Origin of the sequence: uncultured Streptococcus sp. (assembly GCF_915066115.1) — a bacterium.
Classification (GTDB): domain Bacteria; phylum Bacillota; class Bacilli; order Lactobacillales; family Streptococcaceae; genus Streptococcus.
In genome coordinates, this window is the sequence record NZ_CAJZDT010000039.1 from 1 (window position 1) to 13,553 (window position 13,553).

The 13,553-nt window shown below is 41.3% G+C and carries 10 protein-coding genes and 4 pseudogenes; 3 read left to right on the forward strand and 11 right to left on the reverse strand.

The genetic code is table 11. The features are described from left to right. Window positions 1-324 (reverse strand): annotated as a pseudogene (locus QZ565_RS04145) (ABC transporter ATP-binding protein); the annotation flags it as partial. Window position 325: 1 nt separating this feature from the next. After that, complete coding sequence (gene patA / locus QZ565_RS04150) at window positions 326-2,032, reverse strand: multidrug efflux ABC transporter subunit PatA (protein WP_295526021.1); 1,707 nt, start codon at window positions 2,030-2,032, stop codon at window positions 326-328. 204 nt (window positions 2,033-2,236) lie between these two features. On the opposite strand from patA, the gene QZ565_RS04155 reads away from it, so the two are divergent. Continuing rightward, the gene (locus QZ565_RS04155) at window positions 2,237-3,253 is read left to right on the forward strand and encodes an NAD(P)H-dependent glycerol-3-phosphate dehydrogenase (protein WP_295526024.1); all 1,017 of its coding nucleotides are present in this window, start codon (window positions 2,237-2,239) and stop codon (window positions 3,251-3,253) included. A 21-nt stretch (window positions 3,254-3,274) separates the two neighbouring features. Continuing rightward, on the forward strand, window positions 3,275-4,174 hold the full coding sequence (gene galU, locus QZ565_RS04160) for a UTP--glucose-1-phosphate uridylyltransferase GalU (protein ID WP_295526027.1): 900 nt from the start codon (window positions 3,275-3,277) through the stop codon (window positions 4,172-4,174). A 65-nt stretch (window positions 4,175-4,239) separates the two neighbouring features. On the opposite strand, the gene QZ565_RS04165 is transcribed toward galU, so the two are convergent. From QZ565_RS04165 to QZ565_RS04185, 5 genes are all read right to left on the reverse strand, one after another. Further along, window positions 4,240-4,917, reverse strand: coding sequence for a rhomboid family intramembrane serine protease (locus QZ565_RS04165; protein ID WP_295526030.1), 678 nt, complete (start codon window positions 4,915-4,917; stop codon window positions 4,240-4,242). Then, window positions 4,901-5,440 carry a 5-formyltetrahydrofolate cyclo-ligase gene (locus QZ565_RS04170; protein ID WP_295526033.1) on the reverse strand — a complete coding sequence of 180 codons (540 nt, stop codon included), beginning with the start codon at window positions 5,438-5,440 and terminating at the stop codon, window positions 4,901-4,903. Before QZ565_RS04170 ends, QZ565_RS04165 begins: the two co-directional genes overlap by 17 nt. A gap of 11 nt (window positions 5,441-5,451) precedes the next feature. Next, window positions 5,452-6,582, reverse strand: coding sequence for an N-acetyldiaminopimelate deacetylase (locus QZ565_RS04175; protein ID WP_295526036.1), 1,131 nt, complete (start codon window positions 6,580-6,582; stop codon window positions 5,452-5,454). Between the two features lie 67 nt (window positions 6,583-6,649). Continuing rightward, on the reverse strand, window positions 6,650-7,348 hold the full coding sequence (dapD, locus tag QZ565_RS04180; RefSeq protein ID WP_049552476.1) for a 2,3,4,5-tetrahydropyridine-2,6-dicarboxylate N-acetyltransferase: 699 nt from the start codon (window positions 7,346-7,348) through the stop codon (window positions 6,650-6,652). 85 nt (window positions 7,349-7,433) lie between these two features. Further along, the gene (locus QZ565_RS04185) at window positions 7,434-8,435 is read right to left on the reverse strand and encodes a DMT family transporter (RefSeq protein ID WP_295526041.1); all 1,002 of its coding nucleotides are present in this window, start codon (window positions 8,433-8,435) and stop codon (window positions 7,434-7,436) included. 13 nt (window positions 8,436-8,448) lie between these two features. Here QZ565_RS04185 and QZ565_RS04190 point away from each other — a divergent pair. After that, window positions 8,449-9,819 (forward strand): annotated as a pseudogene (locus tag QZ565_RS04190) (ISL3 family transposase). 42 nt (window positions 9,820-9,861) lie between these two features. On the opposite strand, the pseudogene ltrA reads toward QZ565_RS04190, so the two are convergent. The 4 genes and pseudogenes from ltrA to QZ565_RS04210 form a co-directional block, all read right to left on the reverse strand. Then, window positions 9,862-11,139: pseudogene (gene ltrA, locus QZ565_RS04195) on the reverse strand (group II intron reverse transcriptase/maturase). A 780-nt stretch (window positions 11,140-11,919) separates the two neighbouring features. After that, window positions 11,920-12,069 (reverse strand): annotated as a pseudogene (locus QZ565_RS04200) (IS200/IS605 family transposase); the annotation flags it as partial. A gap of 449 nt (window positions 12,070-12,518) precedes the next feature. Further along, window positions 12,519-13,334 carry a phosphorylcholine transferase LicD gene (locus QZ565_RS04205; RefSeq protein ID WP_084862417.1) on the reverse strand — a complete coding sequence of 272 codons (816 nt, stop codon included), beginning with the start codon at window positions 13,332-13,334 and terminating at the stop codon, window positions 12,519-12,521. Window position 13,335: 1 nt separating this feature from the next. Then, the coding region (locus QZ565_RS04210; RefSeq protein WP_295526047.1) for a LicD family protein at window positions 13,336-13,553 on the reverse strand (218 nt) is incomplete at its 5' end.

The following is a 13,553-nucleotide window of genomic DNA, read 5'->3' on the forward strand; positions in this document are numbered from 1 at the left end:
TTTACCAAAAAGGCCCTTACGCATCTCATTTGTCGACTCAGCAATCACACGGGTCATCAAGGTCATGTATATCAAACTGGATACTACTAAGGCGAGGACAACCAGAGCTAGATTCAGCATCAGAGCTGATAAACTCTGCCAGGCTAGTTCGGAAGTCCCATTTTGATAAGCTAGAACCAGATTAGCGAGCTCCGTCACTGCTTGGCCTGAAAAAACTGGAAAGAGGGCTTGGGCAATTGTCGCCACTGCAACCATCAGAATCACAATGACAAAGGAGAACTTGTAAACTTTAAAATAATTCCAGAAAAATCGAACTATTTTCATTTTATTCCTCCTTTCCCTTTTGTGTTTCGTAGATTTCGCGGTAGACGGCATTGCTAGCTACCAAGTCCGCATGCCTTCCTTCTCCAATCAAACGCCCTTGATCCAAGACCAAAATCTTGTCTGCATGGACGACTGAACTGATTTTTTGAGCGATGATAATGGTTGTCGTTCCTTTCAGGTCTTTGTTCAAAGCTTCCTGTACGAGTCTCTCTGACTTGGCATCTAGGGCCGCAGTCGAATCGTCAAAAATCAGGATACGGGGATTGCTGACAATCCCACGGGCAATGGACATCCGCTGCTTTTGTCCACCAGAAAAGTTAGTGCCACGTTCTTCGACCTGACTCTCAAATTTGTTTTCCATACGCCCGATAAATTCGCTGGCCTGGGCAATCCGTGCTGCACGTTCCATTTCTGACAAGCTGGCATTGCCTTTTCCTTGACGAAGATTATCTGCAATGGTTCCACTAAAGAGTATAGCACGTTGCAAGACGATGGAAACTGTTTTACGCAAGGTTCCCTCGCTGACGTCTCGAATATCCTTGCCACCAATCTTGATAGAACCCTCCTGCGGGTCAAAAAGTCGTGGAATTAACTGAGCAAGAGTGGACTTACCTGCCCCAGTCGCTCCAACCACACCGACCATCTGACCAGGTGCAATATCAAAGGTTACATTCTTGAGCATGGGCTCTTCATCGGTAGGATAAGTGAAGGTCACATTTTCAAAAGAGAGACTTCCTTCTAACTCTTCATCTGGGAGATCTTTAAAGGTCATCGCTGGCTCGGTATCTAGAATCTCGCGGATACGACGCAAGGAAATCATGGCACGACTGACAGAATTTCCCAAAAATCCAACCATGACAATGGTAAAGATAATCTGGCTCAGGTAATTAACAAAGGAAGCGATGGAACCAACAACAGACGGATCCGACTGAACCATTCCCGCGACCAGCCAAATAGAGAGGAAGACCGCTCCGTAGCCGACCAACATCATGAAAGGTTCCACTACTGAAAAGGCATAGCCGATATAAAGGTTTTGACCAAGAAGCTCGTCTGAGACCTCTGTAAACTTAGCAAACTGCTCTTTTTCTTGGACAAAGGACTTGACCACGCGAACACCGCGCAGATTTTCCTTGGCAATGGCATTGATGCGCTCAAGAAGGGTTTGAAACTTGGCAAAACGAGGTCCCATCATCCCCATCATGACAGCAGTCAAACCAAAAATCAAGATAACCATGAGAACAATCACCCACCACAGAGAGGGCAAAGTTTGAACCGCAAGGATAAACGAACCGATGAACAAGAGGGGAAGCCTGAAAAGAATTTGGAAGGTCATCATGACGACGTTCTGAATCTGGTTGATATCGTTGGTCATTCGAACGACTAGATTTCCCGCATTAAATTGTTCAATATTAGCATAAGAAAAGGTTTGGATTTTACGGAAGGCATCCTCTCGAAGGTCAGATGAAACTCCTTGAGCAATATAGGCTGCAAGGACAACATTGAGCCCACCAGCAACCAGACCGACCAAGGCAACACCAATCAACCAAGCCCCGATACTATAAATGGCTTCATATTTCCCAGCAAGTAGGGCGTCTAACACTTCCTGCAGATAACGCGGTTGCAGAAGTGAACTAGCAACCATCAAGCCCGTCATCAGAAGCGAGGCCAGTGCCTGCCACTTATAGGTTTTGATTTTCTGAATCAGCATATTTTCTCCTTAAAAAATAGACAAAAGGGAGCGACAATGCGTCAGCTCCTTCTCATTCTGTTTGTGTGATGTTATTCTAGCAAAAAAGTGAGAACTTGTCAAAGAAGTCTCCTTGATACAAATTAGTGCGCTTTCATCTACAGTAATGCATGATAAAGGTTTTTATGGTAAAATAGTAAAAAGAAGGTTATACAGGAGGGGAATATGGAAAAACAAACCATCGCCGTCTTGGGGCCTGGTTCTTGGGGAACTGCCCTTTCACAAGTCTTAAATGACAATGGACACGAGGTACGTATTTGGGGAAACATTCCCGATCAAATCAATGAAATTAATACCTATCATACTAACAAACACTACTTTAAAGATGTCGTTCTAGATGAAAAAATCATTGCCTACACCGACTTAGCAGAGGCATTGAAAGATGTGGATGCGATTTTGTTTGTTGTCCCAACAAAAGTGACACGACTTGTTGCCCAACAAGTTGCAAAAACCTTGGACCATAAGGCTATTATCATGCACGCATCAAAGGGATTAGAACCTGATAGCCATAAACGATTATCAACCATCCTTGAAGAAGAAATTCCTGAACAGCTCCGCAGTGATATCGTCGTTGTTTCAGGTCCTAGTCATGCAGAAGAGACCATTGTGCGTGACCTGACTTTAATCACTGCTGCTTCTAAAGACTTACAAACAGCTCAATACGTTCAAGAACTTTTTAGTAATCACTACTTCCGACTTTATACTAATACGGATGTTATTGGAGTCGAAACTGCCGGTGCTCTCAAAAATATTATCGCTGTCGGTGCAGGAGCTTTACATGGTTTGGGATTTGGTGACAATGCTAAGGCAGCCATCATCGCTCGAGGCTTGGCAGAAATTACCCGCCTAGGTGTAGCACTCGGGGCCAGTCCATTGACCTATAGTGGCTTATCTGGTGTGGGAGATTTGATCGTAACTGGAACCTCCATCCACTCTCGTAACTGGAGAGCCGGAGATGCTCTTGGTCGTGGAGAATCCCTAGCTGATATCGAAGCCAATATGGGCATGGTAATCGAAGGAATTTCAACGACCCGAGCAGCCTATGAGCTAGCGCAAGAACTTGGGGTTTATATGCCAATCACACAGGCCATTTACCAAGTTATCTACCACGGAACCAATATCAAAGATGCCATTTATGACATCATGAACAATGAATTTAAAGCAGAGAATGAGTGGTCTTAACCCTCTAAAGAAAGGATTCTTATGACACCAAAAGTTAGAAAAGCAGTCATCCCTGCCGCTGGACTAGGAACTCGATTTTTACCAGCAACCAAGGCCCTTGCCAAAGAAATGTTGCCAATTGTAGATAAACCAACTATCCAGTTTATCGTAGAAGAAGCTCTTAAATCAGGAATTGAGGATATTCTGGTTGTCACTGGTAAGTCAAAACGTTCTATCGAGGACCATTTTGACTCAAACTTTGAGCTTGAGTACAACCTCAAAGAAAAAGGCAAACATGATTTGCTAAAATTGGTAGACGAAACAACTGGCATTCGCCTTCACTTTATCCGTCAAAGCCATCCTCGTGGTCTAGGAGATGCTGTCTTACAAGCCAAAGCTTTTGTAGGGAATGAGCCCTTCGTTGTCATGCTGGGTGACGACCTAATGGATATCACAGATGACAATGCTGTACCTTTGACAAAACAATTGATGAATGATTACGAGACAACTCACGCATCAACAATCGCTGTTATGCCTGTTCCTCATGAAGAAGTTTCAGCATATGGAGTTATCGCACCTCAGGGTGAAGGGATTAATGGTCTCTATAGTGTCGAAACTTTCGTTGAAAAACCTGCTCCAGAGGATGCTCCAAGTGATTTAGCAATTATCGGGCGCTATCTGCTCACACCAGAAATTTTTGAGATCCTCGAAAATCAAGCTCCCGGTGCTGGAAATGAAATCCAGCTTACCGACGCTATTGATACACTTAATAAAACACAACGTGTTTTCGCCCGTGAATTTACAGGAGCTCGTTACGACGTTGGGGATAAGTTTGGCTTCATGAAAACATCTATTGACTACGCCCTCAAGCACCCACAAGTCAAAGATGACTTGAAAGATTACCTCATCCAACTAGGAAAAGAATTGGCTGAGAAGGAATAAAATAAAAAGATAAGGTTCGAAAAATTCCTTATCTTTTTTCATTACACAACTATTACTATAAGCTCTCACAACCCCATTCCCTTATAGAAAAGTAACACTGCGAGTCCTACGAACAACACTACCGCTCCTAACCTCTGGCTGGTACTATACATCCGTCTTTCTCCTCTAACTGGAAAGATAACTGCTAGAAATGCTCCACCGACTGCACCTCCGATATGTCCTGCTAGGCTGATTCCTGGAATCAGAACACTTCCAATAATGTTAATCACAAAAAGTGTCAGATAAGATTGCCCTAGCTGTTGGATATAAGGATTACGCGTAGCATAGCGAAGAATGATAATCGCGGCAAATAGCCCATAAAGAGAGGTAGAGGCGCCTGCTGCTAAGGATTTAGGACTAAATACAAAAACAAAGAGATTGCCCATCATTCCTGATAAGAGATAGAGAAAGAAAAACTTCTTGGATCCGAAAATTCCCTCTACTTGCCTACCAAGATAATAAAGCGAAAGCATATTGACAATGAAATGTTCCCACCCAATATGAACAAAAATGGCAGAGAAGAGACGCCAAACCTGCTCAGGAAAGAGGCGAATAGCTGGCCCATACATGGCTCCAAATCGAAATAATGTATCTGCCCTGTCAAAGTTTCCGCCTGCAGTGACCAACATTAGTAAAAATACCAAGGCCGTCACTAAGAGGAAAAAATTCGTCACAGGGTAACGTCTATCAAAGATTTCCTTCATCAATTAATACCTCCTGAACAGGAATATCATGGTTTTCCGGGATAAAGTCCTGAATTTGACAAGGATATATCGTACTCAAAGTATGACCAGAAAAATGTTCCAGATAGCGGTCATAATAGCCTCCACCGTATCCTATCCGATATCCTTCTGTCGTAAAAGCTAAGCCAGGAACATGAATCAAATCAATCTGAGATGCATCCACTACTTCCAAATCTCCCTGTGGTTCCAGTAAGCCAAAGGAAGTTTTGGCTAGTTGTTGCGGATTATAGACTACAAAGTCCATGCGCCCCTTGGGATAAGTTTTGGGTATCAGAACCTTCTTGCCATCCTTCAGCGCCTGCTCAATCAGTTCCTGCGTTTGAAACTCATGAGGAAAAGAGAGATAGGTTGCGATAACCTTGGCTTCTTTGTAGAAAGGATGTTTCAAAAATTGATCCGTTAAAGCTTGATCCATAGCCTGTTTTTGCTCTCGAGGGATAGTCTTCATTTCCTGCAAGACTTGCTTGCGTAGTTCTGCTTTCATAGACAAATCCTCTACTCTGCTGCCTTCTTTTTCAGGAAACTAGAGACCGCATCCACCCCAATTGCTAGAGCCTCTTCCTTAGGAGTCATCTGAGGGTGATGAAGGGCGTAGGGACTATCAATACCAAGCCAAAACATAACGCCATCTACCTTCGAAAGGAGATAACCAAAGTCCTCACCTGTCATAGCAGGTTCAATATCAATCAACTCAATTCCCTCTTTTTCTTCAAAGAAGTCCATCAGTTCACGCGCCAAAGCTGGATTGTTCTCAACAGGCAGGTACCCCCCTTGTTTGCGTTCGACTTCGACTTCCATATCAAAGGCAGCTGCAACGCCTTCTGCAACTGTTTTGACCCTCTTTTGCACCAAGAGGCTCATGTCCTGTGTCAAGGCACGAATGGTTCCATGCAAAAAGGCTGTGTCTGTGATGACATTGTTGGTTGTTCCAGCTTGGAAAACTCCAAAGGTCACCACTGCTCCCTCGATTGGGTTGACATTGCGGCTGACCACTGACTGCACTTGGGTAACAAAGTAACTAGCCGCTACCAAAGCGTCATTGGCTTCATGTGGAAAGGCTGCATGTCCTCCTTTTCCTTTGAAACGAATCTTCACCTCACAGGTCCCTGCAAAGAGAGTGTGTGTATTGGTCGCAATCTGTCCAACTTTCAAATCTGGTCGAACATGAAGACCATAAAACTGGTCTGGCAACCAGTCTCCAAAAGCGCCATCCTCATACATGAGCATGCCACCAGCTTCATTTTCTTCAGCAGGCTGAAATAGGAAGAGCAGATTATTCTTGGGTTGCTCCTCAAGGGCTCGCTCGAGACAGCCCAAGGCAATGGTCATGTGGAAATCATGTCCACAAGCGTGCATACGATCTTGGTGCTGAGAAGCAAAAGGAAGGCCTGTTTGTTCAACGATAGGCAGACCGTCAATATCTGTCCGCCAACCAATGGTTCGCTCTGGCTGATTTCCCTGCAAATAAACCAAAATACCTGTCCGCCAAGTTCGAACTTGGGCAAAATCCTTGCCCGCAGTCAATTTCTCAATCACATCCAGCAGATAAGCCTGAGTCTTGAACTCCTCCAAGCCAATCTCTGGAATCTGGTGCAAATCTCGTCTAGTCTGAATCAAATCTAACATCTATCTATCCTCCGATATAGCAGAAAGAGGCTGGAAGAAGGGTTCCGCCTCTTTATTACTTTTACAATTATAAGGTACGAAGTGCATCCTCTAGCGCTGTTTTTTGTTGGGTTTGAGCATCAATCTCTTTGATGATACGAGCCGGAACGCCTGCTACTACCACGTTTTCTGGGACATCTTGGGTAACAATAGCTCCTGCTGCAACAACTGAACCACTACCGATTTGGACTCCTTCGATAACTACTGCATTGGCACCGATGAGAACATTGTCTCCAACACGGACTGGTTCTGCGCTAGCTGGCTCAATCACACCTGCAAGAACCGCACCTGCACCAACGTGACTGTTTTTCCCAACGATGGCACGCCCACCAAGGATAGCACCCATGTCAATCATGGTTCCTGCACCGATTTCAGCACCGATATTGATAACAGCTCCCATCATGATAACAGCATTGTCACCAATTTCAACCTGGTCACGGATAATCGCACCTGGCTCGATACGAGCGTTGATATCACGTTTATCTAGCAAAGGAACTGCAGAATTACGAGCATCTTGCTCAACAACATAATCTTGATTTTCTACCAAACCATCGAGAAGCGGAGCAACATCCTTCCAGTCTCCGAATAAGACATTCCCTAGTTTGACAACAGAGCTTGGTACAGCAGTTGCGAGTTGTCCTTCAAATGTTACTTTCACACTGGTTTTCTTTTCAGCATTGGCGATAAATTGGATAATTTCTTGTGCGTTCATTTTTGTAGCAGTCATAGGCGCCTCCTAGTTCATTTTAATGATACCTATTCTACCAAAAAAGGCCTCAAATTTGAAGCCTCAACTATTAAAATAACCCTATTTAATTTCTTTCCTTAGCTTCTTCTACAGACAAGAAAATCATAGGAACAATAATCAACACCATAGACAAAGCTAGAAATCCATCCATAACTAGACCAAGAAAAAGGACGCTCAGTAAAGCTGAAGAAAGGGGCTCACTAGCACTCACCACCGATACAACCAAAGGAGATACAAGGGATACCGCCTTCATCGAAATAAAGAAAGCAAATGCAGTTCCGAATACAGCTATCGTTAAACAAATCAACACGCTCACAATATCTAACTGAAAAGTAATACGATAGACTGGATGGAGTAGATTACTAAATAGTCCCGCTATAATCATTCCCCAACCAACTGTCGGTATAAAGCCATATCGCTTGGCAAAGGGTTGTGGCAAGATTACATTAAACATAACTCCAACTGCACTGAGCAAGCCCGTTATCAAAGCCAAGGGTGTCATAGACAGCTGCGATAAATCTCCCCTAGTAGCCATTAAAAACACACCCAGCATTGCAATCAAGACATATAGAATAGCGCTAAGAGACGCCTTCTTTTTGTAAAACATTCGATTGTAAAATAGGATAAAAACTGGACTGATAAATTGTAAAATAGTCGCAGTTGTAGCATTTGAATACTCCACGCATAGATAAAAGAAAAACTGCACAGAAAAAATACCTAAAATAGCATAGGCTAAAAAGGGCAGGTAATTTTTCTTAACTCGCCAAATATCTAGCACTTGCGATTTTAATTGCACTGCAGACCAAATGAGCACAAGACTCCCTGCCAGTGTCAAACGCATAGAGGTAATCCAGCCAGAGGACACTTGATAATGAGTAAAGAAATATTCTCCTAAAATTCCACAGATTCCCCAGATTAAGCCGGATAGGAGCGAATAAATAGTTCCTTTAACAATCTTTTTCTGATACTGATTCATACCTTTATTGTAACACGAAAGGAAAAAAGAAAAAAGTGGCAATAGAAAAGTCCCATAAGATTTATAATGAAAAGTTACCAAACAACTCATTAGAAAGAATCATATGGAACAACTACATTTTATTATAAAACTACTCAATATTAAAGATCCTAATATCCAAATTATGGATGCTATCAATAAGGGTAACTTCCACTTTTACTAGCGGTGGAACTTAGTTTGGGAATTTAGCTGTTGTTAATAGGGATCCCCATAAAGAAATCATCGCTAAAACGGATTATGAGGCTCCATCTTGTCCTTATTGTGGGAAGTCAAATGAAGAAATATGACTTTCAAAAACCGTCTAAGATTCCTTACCTTGAAACGACTGGTATGGCTACTAGAATTCTGCTTAGCAAGCGTCGATTCAAGTGCTATCACTGTTCAAAAACGATGGTAGCTGAGACTTCTATCGTCAAGAGGAATCACCAAATTCCTCGTATCATCAACCAAAAGATTGCTCAAAAGCTGATTGAAAAGACTTCTATGACCGATATTTCACATCAGCTAGCCATTTCAACTTCAACTGTCATTCGCAAGCTCAATGACTTTCACTTTGAGTGTAACTTTAGCCATTTGCTTGAAATTATGTCCTGGAACGCTGAAACAGTCAGATGAGTGACTGTTTCAATCGGTAGATGAAGATGAGTTTCATTGCGCAAGATTTTCATAATCTCAGTATCATAGCTGTTCTTTAGGGAAGAACAAAAGCTATCATTCAAAATCACTTTCTTCGCTACCATAGAGCTGTTCGCTGTCAGGTAGAAATTATTACTATGGATCTGTTTAGTCCTTATTATGACTTGGTTAAACAGCTTCGCTTCCGAATTTCTATGCTCAGGCTGAAACAGTCTCCCAGACTGTTTCACTCCCAAACTCTAAAATCGTTCTAGATCGTTTTCACATTGTTCAACATCTAAGCCGTGCTATGAGTCGTGTGCGTGTTCAAATCATGAATCAATTTGAACGAAAATCTCATGAATACAAGGCTATCAAGCGTTACCGGAAGCTCATTCAACAAGATAGTCGTAAACTCAGTGATAAGCGATTTTATCGCCCTACTTTTCGTATGCACTTAACGAATAAAGAAATTCTAGACAAGCTTTTGAGCTATTCAGAAGACTTGAAACACCACTACAATCTCTATCAACTCTTGATTTCTCAATTTCAGAACAAGGAACCTGACAAATTCTTCGGACTTATTAAGGACAATCTAAAGAAAGTTCATCCTCTTTGTCAAACTGTCTTTAAAATCTTTCTAAAGAACAAAGAGAAAATCATCAATGCCCTTCAATTACCCTATTCCAACGCCAAATTAGAAGCGACCAATAATCTCATCAAGCTTATCAAACGAAATGCATTTGGATTTCGGAACTTTGAAAACTTCAAAAAACAGATTTTTATCGCTCTCAACAATCGAGTAGGGGATAATCTCTAGCTCCTCTCACACCACCGTACATGCCGTTCGGCATACGGCGGTTCAACTAAATTTTAACGCATGTCGTTCAAGGTAATAATCCAAACACGAAACCAGTCCACGTTTTTCAAGGACTGATTTTGATATCGCACGTTTAAGTATCAACTTCTGAGCTACTAATTGATAGTGGTCACCCCAGCCAGATACCTTATCTGCTGTCCATTTAGGAACCCCTAGTTTCAGTAATTCCCATAGTCGTCTAGATTTCTTCTTCCATTGCTTCCAGATAATCACTCGTAGGCGAGTACGCAAGCGCTCATCTATGCTAGTGACTATGTGCTTCATATTTCCCAGCGAGAAATAGTTTATCCATCCTCGAATAGACAAATTCAGTTGCTCAATACGTCTTGTTAAGTCTATACTCCATTTCCTCTGTGTTAGTTTCTTCAATTTAAGCTTAAATCTCCGAACACTATCTTGATGGGGGCGACTTTTCCAACCAACTGATGATTTCCAGAACCCAAAGCCTAAGTATTTCAACTCGCTTGGTCTGGCAATCTTAGTCTTGATCATGTTTACTTTCAAACCTAGCCGTTTCTCAATAAAACGACTGACTTAATATATCACACGCTTAGCGGCTGCCTCGCTTCCGACCGTAATCACACAATCATCTGCGTAGCGCACAAATCGAAGTCCCCTCTTTTCTAATTCCTTGTTCAATTCATTAAGCATGACATTAGATAAGAGATGAGATAAATTTCCTCCCTGTGGTGTACCAACTAGCGTTTTATGACACTGACCGTTAATGATAACACCTGAATGAAGATACTTACGAATCAAGTATTCCGTATCTCCGTCTTCGATAATATTATGTACTAAGGACATCAATCTATCTTGAGGAACCGTATCGAAAAATTTCTCTAGGTCTATATCCACTATCCACTCATAGCCGTCATTTAAGTACTCTAAGAGCTTCATGATGGCTTTTTCACATGACCTATTTGGTCTGAAGCCATAACTCGTATCTGAGAAATGGGGTTCACAAATGGGGTTAATGACTTGGACAATGGCCTGTTGAATCATTCTATCCATAACTGTTGGAATTCCTAGTTGACGGATGCCTCCGTTTGGTTTGGGAATCTCAACTCTAAGAACTGGTTGAGGCTTATATTTTCTCTGTTTTATCAGTTCCTTAGTCAGGCGCCAGTTGTGTCTGAGATAGTCATCCATCTCTTCGATAGTAATTCCATCAATCCCAGTTGAGCCCTTATTGGATTTTACTTGATTGTGGACTTCCAGCATATTTTCGCGTGATAATATCTTATCTAGCAATTTTGACATGTGCGTATTCCTTTCTTGTTTTGATGCCTGAGGGACATCTTATATTGGTGAACCTTCACCCAGTCATACGTGACAGAGTCCAGTTCTATTAGACCTCTCGTTTTACAGACACAAGTGAAGTAGGATTACTTCGATTTGTTGGTCACCCCTCCGCTCCACTTCCATTACAGAAGCTTCCTCACTACTATGGGCTCGGCTGACTTCTCATGATTCGTTGTTACTACGCTTTCAGCTCTCATGAGATCTCACGGGATAAGTCGTACATCTTTCCTCGTTTATACAAGATACGAGGACGTTAAAAGGTTACAGTGAAAATAGGAAATCTGACGCAGAGTCTTTAGACTCTAGGAAAATTTATCTTTTTCACACAAACCTTAGTCCGAATTCAATTACTCTCGTGATTTACGCATATAGATTACGACTACCTTTTTGGACTTTAGAGTTTTAAGCCTCCTTATCCACTATATACGCCTTACTATCACGTTCCTGTTCGTAGAGCCACGATTTCGCTATCCCTTCCTCTGACGACTCTTATTTCTAGCGTCAGACTTAAAACGGTCTATCCCCAGACCGTTTTAATCCGCTACCTCACGATAGTCAGACTTGGGAATCGCTATTGGGTTCACCAGTAGCGGGTGCCCACGGAGGACTTACACCTCAGATGCACGACATGCCCGTCGTACTTAAAAAAGAAAGGACGAAATGTGTCCTTTCTCGATCTTAGCTTTTATTAAACCCACTACAGTTTACAAAGAGTTGACATATGTACATAATCTAACTGATAATTTCAACATCCTTATAACTACACAAGCGATGAAATACTTCGCTTAAACTACTTCGATATTGATTATAGACTACTTTTCGTCTATACAAGATGTGATACTTACAGCGCCACTTTGTGTACGATAAACTATGAGACTTTTGTACCATATTTTTTCACTTTTCGATTTACAGAAATAACTTTATTGTATCGCATTTGAAGTTTTTAGGCTATAACCTTCGACGCGCACCTAACGGAGCGATAAGGATCAATAGTCATATAATTAAAACAAAGTACCCTTAGCTTTCTAAAAGAATAGTATAACTCCCTGACTTAGATTTTACATTAATAAAGTGGATGCGGATAATTTGGCAGCCATAATTAAAGGACATACAAGAAAACTAAATAATATTAAATTTCTTATCATTATGTTCTTCATGTATATCACACTTTCCTTTACCATCTCTACAGACTACAATTTGGAATATTTTCTGCTGATGTATAAAAAATTGATCTTAGTAAACTAGAACTCCTTTTTGTGTCCAAGCTTGTATAAGAATATCAATGTCCTAATCTCCTCAATAGACACTCACAAGATTTGTTCTCTCATAAAACAGAATTACTTCTCCACCTTGCGAAAAGCTTTTATACTATGACTATACCACTCCTGCATTTTTTTTGAAGGAAAAGTCATGTAATCGCCATACATCTGGGTTAAAAAGACATCATAATTTTTAGGAATTGGTAACATTCTTCCCTCAAACTCTGTTAAGATTAACTCTTTGAAAGTATTTATTTGGAAAACACCCTTCATTCCCTCTTTATCAACTCCAACCATTCCCTCATATTTCGGCTGTTCTACAACACTATTCTTAACTAACTTATCTATTTTCTTATAGAAGTATCTCGGATTAACAAATCGGAGGGCGTACCAACTGCATAATCTTAGAAAATCTTTTAACTTGCTGTCACCGTGAACCGCGCGTGATTTTTTGATATAAGCTAGTTGACGAAGGGCCACATACTTATAACTCTTGTCAACAATGCTCAAATCTGTAAATCGATCAATTGGAAATACGTCAATAAAGAGACTAGTGTCATGACGCTTGTACTTGACATGGTCTTCGATAACAGTAGAAGTGTCCAAAATCGATGCAAAATTATGGAAGTACCAAGAAGAAGTGTCGTAGGAGAGAACCTTATAACGTGGATGGTCTTCTTCCTCAATGATCTTCAATAAGCGCTCATAATCTTCACGATAGAGAGAAATATCAATATCATCATCCCAAGGAATCATACCTTTGTGGCGGATAGCACCAAGCATGGTCCCATAACTGAGAAAATAAGGAATATTGTGTTTCTTACAAGTCTCATCAATATAATCTAGCAGAGCTAGTTGAATTTCTTTAATTTCTTCTTTTTCTAAATATTGCATCCTAATCCTCCAATTTGTAGGCATGAAATTCATGACTGTAGAAGCGTTTTTCTTCAGGTGGCAAGGTCATATAATCCCCAGAAAATTGAGTCAAAATAGTATCAAATTTTTCAGGTGCAGGAAGGCTTAAATTCTCAAAGGGTAAATCAATTGTTTTATCAAAGGTACCACTTGGGAAGACTTCCTTTTCTTTAAGTTTAGAAGGGATAAAGGCCATAT

Coding starts and splice junctions, on each gene's coding strand:
- patA (WP_295526021.1), bottom strand. CDS start 2,032: ATGCTGATTCAGAAAATCAAAACCTATAAGTGGCAGGCACTGGCCTCG.
- QZ565_RS04155 (WP_295526024.1), top strand. CDS start 2,237: ATGGAAAAACAAACCATCGCCGTCTTGGGGCCTGGTTCTTGGGGAACT.
- galU (WP_295526027.1), top strand. CDS start 3,275: ATGACACCAAAAGTTAGAAAAGCAGTCATCCCTGCCGCTGGACTAGGA.
- QZ565_RS04165 (WP_295526030.1), bottom strand. CDS start 4,917: ATGAAGGAAATCTTTGATAGACGTTACCCTGTGACGAATTTTTTCCTC.
- QZ565_RS04170 (WP_295526033.1), bottom strand. CDS start 5,440: ATGAAAGCAGAACTACGCAAGCAAGTCTTGCAGGAAATGAAGACTATC.
- QZ565_RS04175 (WP_295526036.1), bottom strand. CDS start 6,582: ATGTTAGATTTGATTCAGACTAGACGAGATTTGCACCAGATTCCAGAG.
- dapD (WP_049552476.1), bottom strand. CDS start 7,348: ATGACTGCTACAAAAATGAACGCACAAGAAATTATCCAATTTATCGCC.
- QZ565_RS04185 (WP_295526041.1), bottom strand. CDS start 8,435: ATGAGTTGTTTGGTAACTTTTCATTATAAATCTTATGGGACTTTTCTA.
- QZ565_RS04205 (WP_084862417.1), bottom strand. CDS start 13,334: ATGCAATATTTAGAAAAAGAAGAAATTAAAGAAATTCAACTAGCTCTG.